Below are 15,771 nucleotides of genomic sequence, written 5' to 3'. Positions count from 1 at the left end.
TCAACGGCTTACTGTCGGATTAGGGATGAGCGATACCAACGACCAGAACCGCGACAAGAAGGTGCTGACCCTGGGTGGTCGCGGCACGCTTGGACTGGGTGGGGCCAACAAGCCGAAGCAGGCGGCGGCCCCCGCACAGCAGGCAGGCGGCGCAGCAGGCACCGTGCGCCAAAGCTTTTCGCATGGGCGCGGCAAGGAAGTGGCGGTCGAGGTCAAGCGCAAGCGGACCTTCGAGAAGGGCGCCGTGCCCGGCGTGGCCGATGGCGGCGCCGCTGCCCGACGCGCGGCAGAGGGTGCGGCCGGTGGCCGTGGCCCGCAGCCGCGTGGCAACGCCCCCCGGCAGTTGAGCGACGCCGAGCGTGAAGCGCGCATCCGCGCCCTGCGGTCCGCCGCGGAGGCCGAGGATCGCCGCGTCACGGCCGAGGAGGAACGCGCCGCGCAGGAAGCCCTGGAGGCCGAAATCCGCGCCGCCGAGGAGGCCGAGGCCCGCGCTGCCGCGGAAGCCGATGCCGCCGTCGCGAGGGCCGCCGCCGATGCCGCCGCCGCCGAGCCGCTGGACGAGGACACGGTCCGCCGTCGCGAGATGGAGGAGCTGCGCGCCATCCAGGAGGCCGAGAAGGCCGCCGCCACGGAAGCCGAGCGCAAGCGCAAGGAAGCCGAGGACGCCCGCAAGGCCGAAGCCGCCAGCCGGTCGGAGACCAGCCGGTCCCGCCATGCCGCCCCGGCCGCCGGCAAGGAGGAGGAGCGCACACCCCGTCCGGCCGCGACCACGGATGCCGGCGGCGCTGCCCGTCCGGTGGCCCCGCGCCCCGCGGGCGACTTCGAGGATGAGGACGGTCCCCGCCGCGCCAAGGTCGCCGGCCCCGGCAAGGCCCCGGCCAAGGTTCCCGCAGCACCTGTCAAGGCGAAGGGTGACGACAAGCGCCGCGGCGGCAAGATGACCATCTCGCAGGCCCTGTCCGATGATGATGGCCGCCGCGGCCGGTCGATGGCCGCCGCAAAGCGCGCCCGCGAACGTGAGCGGCTGCGCCAGTTCGGCCGGCAGGAAACCCAGAAGGTGACGCGCGACGTGATCGTCCCGGAGGTCATCACGGTGGGCGATCTTGCCAACCGTATGGCCGAGCGCGGGGCCGACGTCGTGAAGACGCTGATGCGCATGGGCGTGATGGCCACCATCACCCAGACCATCGATGCCGACACGGCCGAGCTGGTCGTGCAGGAGATGGGCCATCGTCCGACCCGCGTGGCCGAGAGCGACGTGGAAATCGGCGTGAAGGGCGAGGTGGACCGCACCGAGGATCTGGTGTCGCGTCCCCCCGTCGTCACGGTCATGGGCCATGTCGACCACGGCAAGACCTCGCTGCTGGACGCGCTGCGCAAGACCGATGTGGCGGCCCGCGAGGCCGGCGGCATCACCCAGCATATCGGCGCCTATCAGGTGACGCTGGCGTCGGGGTCGAAGATCACCTTCATCGACACCCCGGGCCACGCCGCCTTCACCGAGATGCGGGCCCGTGGCGCCAACGTCACGGACGTGGTGGTGCTGGTCGTGGCGGCCGATGACGGCGTCATGCCGCAGACGATCGAGGCCATCCGCCATGCCAAGGCGGCGGGCGTGCCCATCATCGTCGCCATCAACAAGTGCGACCTGCCGGCCGCCCGGGCCGAGCGCGTGCGCCAGGAACTGCTCCAGCACGACCTGGTCGTCGAAAGCATGGGTGGCGAGGTCCTGGATGTGGAAGTGTCGGCCAAGGTCGGCCTCAACCTGGACAAGCTGGAAGAAGCCATCCTGCTGCAGGCCGAAATCCTGGAGCTGAAGGCCAACCCGGACCGCACCGCCGATGGCGTGGTGGTGGAAGCCAAGCTGGACAAGGGCCGTGGCCCCGTGGCCACCGTGCTGGTCAAGCGCGGCACCCTGCAGGTCGGTGACATCGTCGTGACCGGTTCCGAATGGGGCCGTGTCCGCGCCCTGGTCAATGACCGCGGCACCAATGTCACCGATGCCACCCCCGCCACCCCGGTGGAGGTGCTGGGCCTGGGCGGCGTGCCGCTGGCCGGTGAGGAAATGGTCGTGGTCGACAGCGAGAGCCGCGCCCGCGAAATCACCGAATATCGCGCCCGCAAGAAGCGCGAGGCCGAAAGCGCCAAGTCCGGCCGCGGTTCGCTGGAGCAGATGTTCAAGCAGATCCAGGCGGGCGAGGCCAAGGAACTGCCCATCGTCATCAAGGGCGACGTGCAGGGTTCGGTGGAGGCCATTTCCGGCGCGCTGGAGAAGCTGACGGCCGAACATACGGAAGTGAAGGTGCGCGTGCTGACGTCCGGCGTGGGCGCCATCACCGAAAGCGACATCACGCTGGCCAATGCCTCCAAGGGCCTGGTCGTGGGCTTCAATGTCCGCGCCAACCCGCAGGCCCGCGACATGGCCAAGCGCGATGGCGTGGAAATCCGCTACTACTCGATCATCTACAACATCATCGATGACGTGAAGCAGATGCTGACCGGCATGCTGTCGCCGACGCTGCGGGAGAAATTCCTGGGCAACGCGCAGATCCTGCAGGTCTTCAACATCACGAAGGTCGGCAAGGTTGCCGGCTGCCGCGTGAGCGAGGGCATCGTGAAGCGTGGCGCCAAGGTCCGCCTGCTGCGCGACAATGTGGTGATCCACGAGGGTACGCTGAAGACCCTGAAGCGCATGAAGGACGAAGTCCGCGAAGTGCGCGAAGGTTTCGAATGCGGCATGGCCTTCGAGAATTACGACGATATCCGCGAAGGCGACATCATCGAAGCCTTCGAGATGGAAGAGATCGCCCGCGCCCTGTAACCGGGTTCGGACGGGATATCGGAAAAGGCCGGCGGCCCGAACAGGGGCGCCGGCCTTTTCCTTTTCGCCCGGTGCCGCGAAGGTAGCGCCGTACAAGAGTGGTATGCCAACTCGCGATGAGGAGAACGCATCGCGCGTTGGTCCGGCGGCGACCGCGGCCGCGCCGCTCGTGCGGGGTAGCCAAGCCGATGAATGTTGGGGCCGGCGTGAAAAACCGGCGCCATAGGCCGTTCCCATTTCGATTTCAAGATGAAGGCCTCGCCATGGCCTCCATGTTTTCATCGCATGGCTTGTGTGATGAAACGCACATCGAACACCGTTCAAGTTCGGCTAAACAGTCTTCACCGCGATGACGTGGCTAGGTTTCAAACAAGAAATCGCCACAATTGCAATAACGAGTGAAGAAAGTGGTTCCAGGAATGCGCCATGAATTGGCGCCACAGGAAAGCTGTGTCACTGGAAACCTGAATGGAGAAATAAATGTCCCGTATTGCTTCTGCTCTGCTTGGTGGTGTTGCTCTGGTCGCCGTTGGCGCCGCTCCGTCGCTGGCGCAGTCGCCCTTCGATGGGGCCTATGTCGGCGCCTATACCGGCTACACCGACAATAACGCTTCGGCCGCCTCCGGCGCCGCGAATGCCAAGTTCGACAGCGACGGCTGGCTGTATGGTGCCTATGCCGGCTATGGCAAGACCTTCGACAGCTTTTATCTGGGCGGTGAAATCGACCTGGGCAGCGCCGACATCTCGGGCAAGGGCACCGTTGCCGGCCTGCCGACCTCGCTGTCGATGAATGAAAGCTACGGCATCTCGGCCCGTGCCGGCTATCTGATCAGCAATGACGCCCTGCTTTACGGCCGCGTCGGCTGGCAGCGGACCAATTATGAGGTTTCGGTCGGCTCCGGCGCCACCCGCATCAAGGCCGATGACACGCTGGACGGGCTGCGCCTGGGTGGTGGTCTGGAATATGCCCTGACGCAGAATGTCCTGGCCCGCGTGGAATACAACTACACGGACTATGACAAGACCAGGTTCGATGAGAACCAGATCCGCGTCGGCGTCGCCTACCGGTTCTGACGAGCCCCCGTCCCGCCCGCTCCCCACACCGGGCGGCACGCCAGGGCAGGCCCGGTAACGCCCTCAACGGACCTGCCCTTTTCAAGCCCCCGGCGCCAATCCCCAGGCGCCGGGGGTTTTTACATCATCCGCTTGGCCGGCCCGCACCCGTCAACCCCGGCCGGCCACGGCCCGGTCCCCGACATAGGGGTTGGATTGCCGCTCGCGCCCGAAGGTGGACAGGCCGCCATGACCCGGCAGGAACGTGATGTCATCGCCCAGCGGGAACAGCTTTTCGCGGATGGACCGGATCAGGTCATCCATGTTCCCGCCGGGAAAGTCCGTGCGGCCGATCGACCCTTCGAAGATCACATCGCCGACAATGGCGAACCGCGACGGCTCGTGGAAGAACACGACATGGCCGGGCGTGTGGCCGGGGCAATGGAAGACCTGCAGGGTCAGGTCCCCCACCGTGACGCTGTCGCCTTCCACCAGCCAGCGGTCGGGCGTGAAGGGACGGGCATAGGGCATGCCATAGCCGGCCCCGTGGTCCTTCAGCGCGATGATCCAGTAATTATCCTCGATGGCCGGACCTTCCACGGGCACGCCCAGCGCATCCTGCAGGTCGGCCACGGCCGCCGCATGGTCCACATGCCCGTGGGTGACCAGGATGCGCTCGACGGTCAGCCCGTTCTTGGCCACGGCCTGGCGGATCTGGTCCACCCCGCCGCCGGGGTCGATCACGGCGGCGCGCAACGTGCGCGTACACCAGATGATGGAGCAATTCTGCTGGAACGGGGTGACCGGAATGATCACAGCCTTCATCGGGGGTGTCGCACTCATTCCTTCACGCCTTCCGCCATATGGATTTCAGCACCGGATGCGTGGGTGACATCCGGCACCCCGGCTTGTCAACCACGTCATCCCGCATCACGCCCGCTATCACACAAGGCATCACACAAATTATCACACCCGGGCCGCCAGTTCGCCCAGGCCCCGGTCGCGGATGCCCAGTTGCGCCAGATGATCGATCAGGCTGGTCAGATAATCGATATTGCGGCCGGACATGCCGACCCCCTGGCGGATCAGCGCCGCCGTGCCATCCAGGCCCAGCCGGCCGCAATACTGTTCGTGCCGTGGGTTGGCCGTGAAAGCCAGGGCCTGCACATCGCCCCCTTGCGTGCCGACCCGCAGCCGGCGGGGGATATAGACGCTGTAGGCCATTTCCCGCTGCCACAGATAATCCAGCACGCCCGGCACCGCGTCGCCCGCCACGCGATAGACGCGGCCCCGGCAGGACCCGCCCCGGTCCAGCCCCAGCACGGCCCCCGGCCGTTCGGGCGTGCCGCGATGCTGGTGGCTGTAGATGCAGAAACCCCGGTGCCAGCCCCGCAGCAGCCCTTCACGCTGTTCCACGAAGGCGAAGCCCGGATTCCACATCAAGGAACCATAGGCGAAGACCCACAGGTCCGCACCGGGCGGGTGGTCGAAATCGGGAATGGGGGCCGTGTCGTTCATTCCAGGTTGCCGGTTCCATCTCGCAATCGCAAAATGGTACCGCAAGCCGGCGGCGGGCGGAACCGCCCTTGATGCCGATCAACCTTTCGCCAACGGAATCACCGCCATGCTGCGCCGTTACCGCCCGTTGTTCCTGGCCCTGTCAGTGGCCATCCTGCTGCTGCTGGCCTATACGGCCTTCTGGGCCACGGCCGCCGGCCGGCTGCGCACCGCGCTGGCCACCGCCCCCGAACAGGCGCTGGCCGGACAGGGCGTGGTGCTGGCCCTGGGGGACCCGGTGGTGGAGGGCTTCCCCCTGCACCTGACAGTGCGGCTGGCGGGCATGCGGGCGCAATGGCCCAGCGGCACCGTGGTGGAGAGCGGGCCGCTGGAACTGACGGCCTGGGCCTGGGCACCTTCGGATATCAAACTGGCCGGCAAGGGCCCGGTGCGGCTGGACCTGGCGGGGTCTTCCCGCCACGCGCCCGTGGCGGGTCAGGCCGCCGGCCTGACGGGCGCACTGATGCTGGGCACCGGCGGGCAAATCCGGTCCGCCACCTTGATGCTGGAACAGCCGCACACGGCCGCCGCCGGCGATCTGGGTCCCCTGGCAGCGGCCGCCGCGACCGTCACCTGGACAGCCCCTTTGAGGGCACCGGCCGGCCCGACCGATCCGCAGGGCCGGACCAGCCTGCTGATCCTGGGGCTGGACCTGCCGGGCGCCGTGCCGGCCCCGCTGGGCCGCCGGGTCGACCAGATCGCCCTGTCCTTCGAACCGCGCGGCCCCCTGCCCGCCGGGCCCGGTGCGGCGGGACTGGCGGCCTGGCGCGATGGGGGCGGAACCCTTGAAATCCTGGCCCTGCGCCTGTTGTGGAGCGGGATCGACATGCGGATGGAGGGCACGCTGGCCCTGGACCGCACCCTGCAGCCCGAAGGGGCCGGCACGGCCGAACTGTCGGGCAGCGACGCCCTGGTCGACATGATGGTTCGAAACGGCAGCCTGGAAGCAGGTCAGGGCGACGCCGTCAAGGCGGCCCTGGGCATGATGGCGCGGCGGACCGTCGACGGGCGGCATGCCGTGGCCGTGCCCGTCAGCCTGCAGGAAAGCAAGCTGTTCATCGGCCCGATCCCGGTGGCGACAGTGCCGCCCCTGTCATGGGATTGATATGCCGCTCCCCTCAGAGAATCCCGGTAGAGACCTCATATTTTCCTTTATTTTCAGATACTTAAACAAGAGATTTCGGGGATTCTCTGGTCATTTGGGTGTACCATCAATCATGGATGCCCCTTGTATGTCGGATTCAGCTGATCCGTGCGATGGTTTGGCTACGCCGCACGAAGGGCGCAGCGGCGGCCGCCGCATCACCCCAGCGGCGGAGTGACGCCACGGGGCAGCAGCAGCCAGTAGCGGCCCTGGCTTTTCATGAGGCCGGCGCGCTGCTCGGCTTCCGGACCGTGGCCCCAGAACACATCGCCGCGCACCGGGCCGCGGATGGCCCCGCCCGTATCCTGTGCCACCATCAGGCGGCGGATGCGGGTGTCGGCCGCCAGCGGGTCCTGTGCCTCCAGCCAGACGGGCACGCCATAGGCGATGAAGCTGCGGTCCACGGCCAGCGACCGGCCCGGCGTCAGGGCCACGCCCTGCGCACCCACCGGCCCCTCCCCTTCCAACTGGCGGAAGAAGACGAAGGACGGGTTGGTGTCCAGCAGCGCCTTGGCCTCGCCCGGATGGGCCTCCAGCCAGGCGCGGATGGATTGCATGGACACTTCCTCGCGGGTCAGCGCACCGCGCGCCACCAGTTCGCGGCCGATGGCGACATAAGGGTGCCCGTTCTGACCGTCATAACCGATGCGGATCTGGCTGCCGTCAGGCAGCGTCACGCGGCCCGAACCCTGTATCTGGACAAAGAAGGCATCCACCGGGTCATCGACATAGAGCAGTTCCAGGTTGCGGCCCGCCAGGGCCCCGCCCTCGATCGCCTTGCGGTCGGCGAAGGGCTTCAACTGCCCGTTCACGACCCGGCCGGCGATACGCTCCCCCTTCAGGTTGGGCCGGAATTCGCCCAGGTCGACCATCACAAGATCGCCCGGCCGCTTGTAGAGCGGGGTCTGATAGCGGCCCTGGCGGCGGAAGGAACCGCGCAGCGCGCTTTCGTAATAGCCCGTGAACAGTCCCTCGGCAGCACCATTGTCGCTGGCTGCCCAGGGCTGGAACAGGCTTTCCAGCACCTGGCGCGCAGCGGCATGATCACCGGCCGGCAACCGGGCCAGGGCGGCACAGGGCGCCGTCCAGTCGCCGATCCGGCCCATGGCCCCGTCGGGTCCCAGCGCGCGATCCGCGGGCTGCCTTCCCAGCCGCTCGCAGGATTTCAGCAGGGCTGGCAGGGCATCCGCCTGCCGGTCAGCCGTCCAGCCTGGCAGTTCGGCGAAGCTGGCGGGATGCAGCACCAGACGGGCCGGCGGCTTTTCGGGTTCCGGTGCCGGAACCGCCGGCAGGCGGGGCGGCTGGGCGCAGGCGGCCAGCAGGGCAAGGGCAAGGATGGCGGCGATACGGGAGATGGAACGATGCATCGATGGCGGCCTGTGGTCGGTGCGCACAATGAAAAGGGCGCCCGCAAGGGGGCGCCCTGGAAGATCGGTTCGCTGACAGCCCCCGTCAACCGCCGCTGCGCGTTTCGCTGAGCAGCCAGTTCGGGTCGCCGGAACGGGTATTGCGGCTGAAGGTCCAGATATCCGTCACTTCCTCGGGCTGGTTCTCGTCCCCGTCGACGATATTGCCCTGCGCATCGCGGGTGACATGGGTCTGGCGCGTCGTGAAGGTGACGGTACACAGCGCCGTGCGCCCTTCCATCCGGGCGGCCGACAGGTCGACCGCCTCGAAGCTGTGGATACGGCTTTCCAGCGTCTCCCCCGCGGCCTGACGGTCGCGGATGGCGCCGGCGAACCGGTCATAGACATCATCGGCCAGCAGCGGCCGCAGCGTCGGTGTATCACCCTGGGCATAGGCGTTGACGATCATTTCGAATGCCGCGCGCGCGCCCTGCAGGAAGGTGCGCTCGTTGAAATCCGGGTCGGCCGCACGGATCAGGCGCAGGCCATCGACCAGCGACACGGGCCCCGACGGATCGGCCGGCAGGGGCTCTCCCTCCGCCCCGTCGCGGCTGCGCGGCGGCAGCGGAATGACATTGTCGCTGTCCGGGCCATTGACGGTGGGTCCCGTCGACGAGCTGTCATTGCGCTGGGCGAACGGATTGGGGCGTTCCCGCTCCTCCCCATGGCGGCGGCCAAGGACATTGCGCAGGCGATAAATGAAGAACGCCGCGACCATCCCGAAAATCAGAATTTCCAGCCAGACGGCACCCATCGCATCACCCAATATCTGCCCTTGCACACGGCCCGGTGCGATCCCCATCTGACAGTCAGGCGGTCCTCGCCATCCGTCCGTCCGGGCGCTACCATTAACGAAGCCTGTTCGTTAGATAGGCCCTCAATCCGTAAAGAGCAAGGACAGCCATGCGTTTCCTGGTGCCATTACTCCTGTTGCCCCTGATCGAGATTGCCGGTTTCGCCTGGGTCGGGTCCCAGGTGGGCGCGGTGAGCACGGTGCTGCTCGTCGTGCTGTCGGGCATTGTCGGGGTGCTGCTGATCCAGCGCCAGGGGCTGGAAGGCGTGCGCCGGGCCCAGATCGGCCTGCAGACGGGCGAGGTGGCGCCCATGCGGGAGATGTTCGACGGGCTGTGCTTCGCCTTTGCCGGCATCCTGCTGGTGATCCCCGGCTTCTTCACCGACCTTCTGGCCCTGATCCTGTTCATTCCGGGGGTGCGGCGGGCGCTTCTGTCGCGCATGACCATCTTCATGGAGGTGAACGGCGCCCCCGTCCGGCCCCGCCCCGCCCCCGGCCGCACCACCATCATCGACGGCGATTTCCAGGATGTCTCCCGGCCGGAAGGCGGCGATGGCGCCCCGGTGGATGGCGCCCCCGTCATCGGCGACAGGGCCGGTGAGCTGCCCCCACCCGACAGCAAGTGGCGTCCCCCCGGTTCCCCCACCTGACGCGCAAAAGAAAGGCGCGGGTCCCGGGGTGGGAACCCGCGCCTTCTTCGGCCCGATGGGAGGCCTTGTTCAGAAGCGGACCAGACCGACCAGATCCTTCACCTCGTTCATGGTGCGGCCGGCGATCTCGCCCGCACGCTCCGCCCCGCGCTTCAGCAGCCGGTCCAGTTCGGCCCGGTCACCCAGCAGGCGGTTCATCTCACCGGCGATGGGGGCCAGCCTAGCAACGGCCAGATCAGCCAGCGCCCCCTTGAAGGCGCTGAACTGCTGCCCGCCGAATTCCGACAGCACGGCGGCCTTCGTCGTGTCCGACAGGGCGGCATAGATCGTCACCAGATTGGCGGCCTCCGGCCGGCCTTCCAGCCCCTCGGCCGCCGACGGCAGCGGTTCCGGATCGGTCTTGGCCTTGCGGATCTTCAGGGCGATCGTGTCGGCATCATCGGTCAGGTTGATGCGGCTGTACTCGCTCTCGTCGGACTTGGACATCTTCTTGGTGCCGTCGCGCAGGCTCATGACGCGCGTCGCCTCGCCCAGGATCTGCGGTTCCGGCAGGGGGAAGAAATCGTCCGCCTTGTAATAGCGGTTGAAGGCGCCGGCGATGTCCCGGGCCAGTTCCAGATGCTGCTTCTGGTCCTCGCCCACCGGCACATGCGTGGCCTTGTACAGCAGGATGTCGGCCGCCATCAGCACGGGATAGGCGTAAAGACCCAGGACGGCATTGTCCTTCTGCTTGCCCGCCTTCTCCTTGAACTGGGTCATGCGGTTCAGCCAGCCCAGCGGTGTATGGCAGGTCAATATCCAGTTCAGTTCGGCATGTCCCGGCACGGCCGACTGATTGAACAGGATGTTCTTCTCCGGATCGATGCCGGCGGCGATATAGGCCGCCGCGACCTCGCGGATGTTGGACCGCAGGGTTTCCGGGTCGTGGGCGATGGTCATGGCATGCATGTCGACCACGCAGAAGATGGCCTGCGCATCATGCTGCAGCTTCACCCAGTTCTTCAGCGCGCCCAGATAATTGCCGAGATGGAGCTGGCGGGTCGGCTGCATGCCGGAGAAGATAAGGGTCATCGCTATTCTCGAATGCTCGCTTGTGGAAGGCGAAATGCCGGGGAGCCTGTATCGCGTGCCAGCCGATGCCCGGTCAAGCGGCGGGAGGTGGATGGCTGCGCAGTCCTGGTGACCGCGACCCGCCGGCCGGTCCGCCATCATCCCGATGTCAGGATTTCCGATGTCAGGGTTTTGCGCCACCCCGCCGCAGCAGCCCCCTGATCTCTGCCGGGCGCGCCGCCCCCAGCAGGAAGCACAGCGCGAAATAGGTGACCGACGCGCCCGTGACGATGAGCGCCAGGGCCGCCACCTTGACCAGCCCCTGCCCGTCATAAAGCCACGGATGCAGCAGGCGGGCCAGGCCCCAGCCCGCCACCGCCAGCCCGGCGGCCGCCACGCCCATGCGCCACAGCCGCGCGGTCAGCCGCGCATCCAGCGCCAGCAACCCCCGCCGACGCAGACCGATGGCCAACAGCGCCACGTTCAGCCAAGCCGTCAGGCCCGGTGCCAGCGCCAGCCCCACATGGCCCAGCGGCCCGATCAGGGCCAGCGAGACGGCGATATTGCCCAGCAGGACGACGATGGCGATACGCACGGGCCCCTTCGTGTCCTGGCGCGCGAAATAGGCGGAAGACAGGATCTTGGCCGTGATGAAGGCCGGAATGCCGATGGCATAGGCCTGCAGGGCCGCCGCCGTGGCCGCCGTCGCCTCGGCCGTGAAGGCCCCGCCCTCGAACAGCACATGGATCAGCGGCCCGGGAATGGCCAGCAGGGCCACGGTGGCCGGCAGGCCCAGCAGGCCGGCGAATTCCAGCCCGCGCGACAGGCTGGCCTTCGCACCATCATGGTCCCCCGCCGCCATCTGCCGGGACAGGAGCGGCAGCAGGGCCGTGCCCACGGCAACGCCGATCACCGACATGGGCAACTGGTTCAGCCGGTCGGCATATTGCAGGTAGGATACGGCACCGGTCGGCAGCCAGGAGGCCAGGTTCGTGCCGATCAGCAGGTTGAACTGATAGACGCCGGCCCCCAGAATGCCCGGCGCCAGCAGGGCGAACAGCCGCTTCACCCGCGGCGTCAGGCGCGGCCGGCGCAGCGCCAGCCCCATGCCGGCCCGCCGGCAGGCCAGGATCATCCAGGCAAGCTGGGCCAGACCGGCCACAGGCACGCCATAGGCCAGCATCCAGTGCGCCTCCACCCCCAGCGGCCGCGACAGCAGCAGGCCGGAAATCTGGATGACGTTCAGCAGCACTGGCGCCGCCGCGAAAGGCCCGAACCGCCCGACGGCATTGAGTATTGATCCAAGAAGCGCCGTCAGAGAAATCAGCGCCAGATAGGGAAAAGTGATATAGGAAAGAGAGATGGCAAGCCGGAATTGTGCCGGATCATCGGTAAAGCCCGTGGCCAGTACGGCCACGACCCAGGGCATGGAAATCGCCATGATGATTGAGAAAACCATCAAGACAATGACCATGATGGCCAATGCCTCCTCCGCCAGGCCGCGCGCGCTGTCCTGCCCCTCCTTTTCCAGCGTGCCGCTGAACAGGGGCAGGAAGGCGGCCGTGAAGGCGCCCTCAGCAAACAAGGACCGGAACAGGTTGGGCAGGCGGAAGGCGACGAAGAACGCATCGGCCGCCATGCCCGTGCCCAGATAGCGGGCCATCAGCATGTCGCGCACGAAGCCCAGCACGCGGCTGACCATGGTGATGCCGCCGACGGTGGCGATGGCGCGGGCAAAGTTCATGGGGGTCGCTCAGGCTCCGGTGCGATGGAAATGCACCGTTTCAGCCCTTGAGACCGTCACCCCGGCGAAGGCCCGGGGTCCAGTATCGTGAAGCATGGTGCCTGGCAAACTGGACCCCGGCCTTCACCGGGGTGACGGTTGATGATTGGAGGAAGGAAGCTCCCCGCCCTCAATCCTTCAGGTCGGCCCAGAGTTCCTTGACCTTGGCGAAGAACCCCTCCGACTCGGGATTGTGGCCCTTCTCGGCGGCTTCCTTCTCAAACTCCCGCAGCAATTCCTGCTGGCGCTTGGTCAGGTTCACGGGCGTCTCGACCATCACATTGATGTACATGTCCCCCCGCGCCGGGCTGCGCAGAACGCTCATGCCCTTGGATTTCAGGCGGAACTGATGGCCCGTCTGCGTGCCGCCGGGCACGTTCACCTTGGCGCGGCTGCCATCGATGGTCGGTACCTCGATCGTGCCGCCCAGGGCCGCCGTCGTCATGGGGATGGGCACGCGGCAATGCAGGTTGGCGCCATCGCGCTGGAAGAACCGGTGCGGGCTGATCGACAGGAAGATATAGAGATCGCCCGGCGTGCCGCCACGCAGCCCCGCCTCTCCCTCCCCGGCCAGGCGGATGCGGGTGCCATCCTCCACGCCGGCCGGGATCGTGACCTGCAGGGTCTTCTCCTTGCGCACGCGGCCCTGGCCGCCGCAATGGCGGCAGGGGTCCTTGATCACCCGGCCGGCCCCGCCGCAGGTGGGGCAGGAACGCTCGATGGTGAAGAAGCCCTGCTGGGCCCGTACCTTGCCCGCCCCGTTGCAGGTGCCGCAGGTGGTGGGGCTGCTGCCCGTCTCCGCCCCGGACCCGCCGCAGGGATCGCACATGACGCTGGTCGGCACGCGCACCTGCGTGGCGGAGCCCTTGAAGGCGTCCTCCAGGCTGATTTCCAGGTTATAGCGCAAGTCCGCGCCGCGGTTGTTGGTCTGGCCGCCACGGCCGCCACGGCCCATGAACTCCCCGAACATCTCGTCGAAGATGTCGGCAAAGCCGCCGCCGAAATCGAAGCCGCCGGGCCCCGCACCGGGCCGCCCGCCGCCACCGCCCTCGAACGCGGCATGGCCGAACCGGTCATAGGCGGCGCGCTTCTGCTCGTCCTTCAGGCAATCATAGGCTTCGTTGATTTCCTTGAACTTCTGCTCGGCCGTCTTGTCACCCTGGTTGCGGTCCGGGTGGTACTGCATGGCCAGCTTGCGGTACGCCTTCTTCAGCTCATCGGCGTTGGCGGACTTGGCAACGCCGAGAACTTCGTAATAGTCGCGCTTGGACATGGGTGGCCTCTGTTCCTTCTCGCATCCGATCCGGCCGCCCTGTCACAGGCGCAGCCCCCGGACCTGAAGCCAATCCTCACAATTCCACGCCGGTGCCTGCCATGCAACAGGCCCGCCCGGGGAAACCGGGCGGGCCCGCACATGTTCCGGACCGGCGGTCCCGCCCCCGTCGGGGGTCAGGTCATCAGTTCTTCTTGCGGTCGTCGACTTCCTCGAAGTCGGCGTCCACGACCTTGTCGCCACCGGCCGCGTCATCGTCGCCGGCAGATGCCTGCGGACCATTCTCGGCGGCGCCGTCTTCCTGGCCGGCCTTGTACAGGGCCTCGCCCACCTTCATGCTGGCCTGGGCCAGCGCGTCGGTCTTGGCCTTGATCTCCGCGGCGTCATCCCCCCCCATCGCGGCCTTCAGGTCGGCGATGGCGGTTTCCACCGCGGCCTTGTCGGACGGGGAGATCTTGTCCTCATTGTCCTTCAGGGTGCGTTCGGTGGAATGGACCAGACCGTCGGCATGGTTCCTGGCTTCCACCAGTTCCTTGCGCTTCTTGTCTTCGGCCGCATGCTCCTCGGCATCCTTGACCATCTTCTGGATATCGGCGTCCGACAGGCCGCCCGACGCCTGGATGCGGATCACCTGCTCCTTGCCGGTGGCCTTGTCCTTGGCGCCGACATTGACGATGCCGTTCGCATCGATGTCGAAGGTCACCTCGATCTGCGGGACGCCGCGGGGGGCGGACGGGATGCCCATCAGGTCGAACTGGCCCAGCATCTTGTTGTCCGCGGCCATTTCGCGCTCACCCTGGAAGACGCGGATGGTCACGGCCGACTGGTTGTCCTCCGCCGTGGAGAACACCTGGGACTTCTTGGTCGGGATGGTCGTGTTGCGGTCGATCAGGCGGGTGAAGACGCCACCCAGCGTCTCGATACCCAGCGACAGCGGGGTGACGTCCAGCAGCAGCACGTCCTTGACGTCGCCCTTCAGGACCCCACCCTGGATGGCGGCACCGACGGCCACCACCTCGTCGGGATTCACGCCGCGGTTCGGCTCCTTGCCGAAAATCTGCTTCACGGTCTCGATGATCTTGGGCATGCGGGTCATGCCGCCGACCAGGATCACCTCGTCCACTTCCGACGCCTTCAGGCCGGCATCCTTCAGGGCCGCCTGGCAGGGGCCGACGGTGCGGCGCACCAGATCATCCACCAGGGCTTCCAGCTTGGCGCGGGTCAGCTTGATGTTCAGGTGCTTCGGGCCGGATGCATCGGCCGTGATGAAGGGCAGGTTGACTTCCGTCTGAACGGAGGAGGACAGCTCGATCTTGGCCTTTTCCGCGGCTTCCTTCAGGCGCTGCAGGGCCAGCCGATCCTTGCGCAGGTCGATGCCCTGCTCCTTCTGGAACTCCTCTGCCAGGTAATCGATGATCTTGCTGTCGAAATCCTCACCGCCCAGGAACGTGTCGCCGTTCGTGGACTTCACCTCGAACACGCCATCACCGATTTCCAGGATCGACACGTCGAACGTGCCGCCGCCAAGGTCGTACACGGCAATGGTGCCGGCGCCCTTCTTTTCCATGCCATAGGCCAGTGCGGCGGCCGTCGGCTCGTTGATGATGCGCAGCACTTCCAGACCGGCGATCTTGCCGGCATCCTTGGTGGCCTGGCGCTGGCTGTCGTTGAAATAGGCCGGAACGGTGATCACGGCCTGGGTGACCTTCTCGCCCAGATACGCCTCGGCCGTTTCCTTCATCTTCTGCAGGATGAAGGCGCTGACCTGGCTGGGGCTGTACTTGTCGCCCTGCGCCTCGACCCAGGCATCGCCATTGCCGCCCGACACGATCTTGTAAGGAACAAGGGCGCTGTCCTTCTTCGTCACCGGGTCGTCATAGCGGCGCCCGATCAGGCGCTTGATGGCGAACAGCGTATTGTCCGGGTTGGTGACGGCCTGGCGCTTCGCGGGCTGTCCCGTCAGCCGTTCACCGCTCTGGGTGAAGGCGACCATGGACGGCGTGGTGCGGGCACCTTCCGTATTCTCGATAACCTTGGCCTGCGTGCCTTCCATCACGGCCACGCAGGAATTGGTGGTGCCCAGATCGATACCGATAACCTTGCTCATGACGACCTCTCTTTTCCGGCAGACCGCCCGCGGCCCAAATGCCCTCCGGCACCGCGATATGGTCCCCAATGGTTCTGACTGCCGGGTCCGGCCATCCCTGGCCGGGGAACCCAGCCGGCACCGGAAGACCTTCC

General features: G+C 67.0%; 12 protein-coding genes. 4 read left to right on the top strand and 8 right to left on the bottom strand.

The features are described from left to right. Nucleotides 1-25: 25 nt before the first annotated feature. Complete coding sequence (gene infB / locus ACM9LZ_RS10395) at nucleotides 26-2,821, top strand: translation initiation factor IF-2 (RefSeq protein WP_416619326.1); 2,796 nt, start codon at nucleotides 26-28, stop codon at nucleotides 2,819-2,821. A gap of 480 nt (nucleotides 2,822-3,301) precedes the next feature. Beyond that, nucleotides 3,302-3,895: an outer membrane protein gene (locus ACM9LZ_RS10390; protein ID WP_416619325.1), complete on the top strand. Its 594-nt coding sequence runs from the start codon at nucleotides 3,302-3,304 to the stop codon at nucleotides 3,893-3,895. Nucleotides 3,896-4,045: 150 nt separating this feature from the next. Here ACM9LZ_RS10390 and ACM9LZ_RS10385 read toward each other — a convergent pair whose 3' ends face one another. Together ACM9LZ_RS10385 and ACM9LZ_RS10380 are read right to left on the bottom strand one after the other, a co-directional pair. After that, a complete protein-coding gene (locus tag ACM9LZ_RS10385) occupies nucleotides 4,046-4,717 on the bottom strand; it encodes an MBL fold metallo-hydrolase (RefSeq protein WP_416619324.1) in 672 nt (223 codons plus the stop codon). 123 nt (nucleotides 4,718-4,840) lie between these two features. Then, entirely contained in the window at nucleotides 4,841-5,392 is a 552-nt protein-coding gene (locus ACM9LZ_RS10380) for a gamma-glutamylcyclotransferase (protein WP_416619323.1), read from the bottom strand. A 106-nt stretch (nucleotides 5,393-5,498) separates the two neighbouring features. Here ACM9LZ_RS10380 and ACM9LZ_RS10375 point away from each other — a divergent pair, with 106 nt between their 5' ends. Further along, nucleotides 5,499-6,536 (top strand): DUF2125 domain-containing protein, encoded by a 1,038-nt coding sequence (locus tag ACM9LZ_RS10375; RefSeq protein ID WP_416619322.1) that lies wholly within the window; start codon nucleotides 5,499-5,501, stop codon nucleotides 6,534-6,536. Between the two features lie 197 nt (nucleotides 6,537-6,733). Here ACM9LZ_RS10375 and mltA read toward each other — a convergent pair whose 3' ends face one another. Both mltA and ACM9LZ_RS10365 read right to left on the bottom strand, forming a co-directional pair. Further along, the gene (mltA, locus tag ACM9LZ_RS10370) at nucleotides 6,734-7,942 is read right to left on the bottom strand and encodes a murein transglycosylase A (RefSeq protein WP_416619321.1); all 1,209 of its coding nucleotides are present in this window, start codon (nucleotides 7,940-7,942) and stop codon (nucleotides 6,734-6,736) included. Nucleotides 7,943-8,027: 85 nt separating this feature from the next. Beyond that, complete coding sequence (locus ACM9LZ_RS10365) at nucleotides 8,028-8,783, bottom strand: Tim44/TimA family putative adaptor protein (RefSeq protein WP_416619320.1); 756 nt, start codon at nucleotides 8,781-8,783, stop codon at nucleotides 8,028-8,030. A 101-nt stretch (nucleotides 8,784-8,884) separates the two neighbouring features. Here ACM9LZ_RS10365 and ACM9LZ_RS10360 point away from each other — a divergent pair, with 101 nt between their 5' ends. Continuing rightward, nucleotides 8,885-9,424, top strand: a complete 540-nt coding sequence (locus tag ACM9LZ_RS10360) for an FxsA family protein (RefSeq protein WP_416619319.1) — start codon at nucleotides 8,885-8,887, stop codon at nucleotides 9,422-9,424. Nucleotides 9,425-9,493: 69 nt separating this feature from the next. Here ACM9LZ_RS10360 and trpS read toward each other — a convergent pair whose 3' ends face one another. The 4 genes from trpS to dnaK all read right to left on the bottom strand — a co-directional run bounded on the left by trpS (nucleotide 9,494) and on the right by dnaK (nucleotide 15,637). After that, nucleotides 9,494-10,495 (bottom strand): tryptophan--tRNA ligase, encoded by a 1,002-nt coding sequence (trpS, locus tag ACM9LZ_RS10355; RefSeq protein ID WP_416619318.1) that lies wholly within the window; start codon nucleotides 10,493-10,495, stop codon nucleotides 9,494-9,496. A gap of 163 nt (nucleotides 10,496-10,658) precedes the next feature. After that, on the bottom strand, nucleotides 10,659-12,218 hold the full coding sequence (gene murJ, locus ACM9LZ_RS10350) for a murein biosynthesis integral membrane protein MurJ (RefSeq protein WP_416619317.1): 1,560 nt from the start codon (nucleotides 12,216-12,218) through the stop codon (nucleotides 10,659-10,661). A 169-nt stretch (nucleotides 12,219-12,387) separates the two neighbouring features. Beyond that, nucleotides 12,388-13,530, bottom strand: coding sequence for a molecular chaperone DnaJ (dnaJ, locus tag ACM9LZ_RS10345; protein ID WP_416619316.1), 1,143 nt, complete (start codon nucleotides 13,528-13,530; stop codon nucleotides 12,388-12,390). 184 nt (nucleotides 13,531-13,714) lie between these two features. Next, nucleotides 13,715-15,637: a molecular chaperone DnaK gene (gene dnaK / locus ACM9LZ_RS10340; protein WP_416619315.1), complete on the bottom strand. Its 1,923-nt coding sequence runs from the start codon at nucleotides 15,635-15,637 to the stop codon at nucleotides 13,715-13,717. Nucleotides 15,638-15,771: the final 134 nt, after the last annotated feature.

The organism is Niveispirillum fermenti (assembly GCF_048066175.1).
Lineage (GTDB): Bacteria > Pseudomonadota > Alphaproteobacteria > Azospirillales > Azospirillaceae > Niveispirillum > Niveispirillum fermenti.
Note: the sequence above shows the minus strand (reverse complement) of the source record. Positions and strands in the feature narration are given on the sequence as shown.

Coding starts and splice junctions, on each gene's coding strand:
- ACM9LZ_RS10360 (WP_416619319.1), top strand. CDS start 8,885: ATGCGTTTCCTGGTGCCATTACTCCTGTTGCCCCTGATCGAGATTGCC.
- ACM9LZ_RS10385 (WP_416619324.1), bottom strand. CDS start 4,717: ATGAGTGCGACACCCCCGATGAAGGCTGTGATCATTCCGGTCACCCCG.
- infB (WP_416619326.1), top strand. CDS start 26: ATGAGCGATACCAACGACCAGAACCGCGACAAGAAGGTGCTGACCCTG.
- ACM9LZ_RS10390 (WP_416619325.1), top strand. CDS start 3,302: ATGTCCCGTATTGCTTCTGCTCTGCTTGGTGGTGTTGCTCTGGTCGCC.
- dnaK (WP_416619315.1), bottom strand. CDS start 15,637: ATGAGCAAGGTTATCGGTATCGATCTGGGCACCACCAATTCCTGCGTG.
- mltA (WP_416619321.1), bottom strand. CDS start 7,942: ATGCATCGTTCCATCTCCCGTATCGCCGCCATCCTTGCCCTTGCCCTG.
- trpS (WP_416619318.1), bottom strand. CDS start 10,495: ATGACCCTTATCTTCTCCGGCATGCAGCCGACCCGCCAGCTCCATCTC.
- dnaJ (WP_416619316.1), bottom strand. CDS start 13,530: ATGTCCAAGCGCGACTATTACGAAGTTCTCGGCGTTGCCAAGTCCGCC.
- ACM9LZ_RS10375 (WP_416619322.1), top strand. CDS start 5,499: ATGCTGCGCCGTTACCGCCCGTTGTTCCTGGCCCTGTCAGTGGCCATC.
- murJ (WP_416619317.1), bottom strand. CDS start 12,218: ATGAACTTTGCCCGCGCCATCGCCACCGTCGGCGGCATCACCATGGTC.
- ACM9LZ_RS10365 (WP_416619320.1), bottom strand. CDS start 8,783: ATGGGGATCGCACCGGGCCGTGTGCAAGGGCAGATATTGGGTGATGCG.
- ACM9LZ_RS10380 (WP_416619323.1), bottom strand. CDS start 5,392: ATGAACGACACGGCCCCCATTCCCGATTTCGACCACCCGCCCGGTGCG.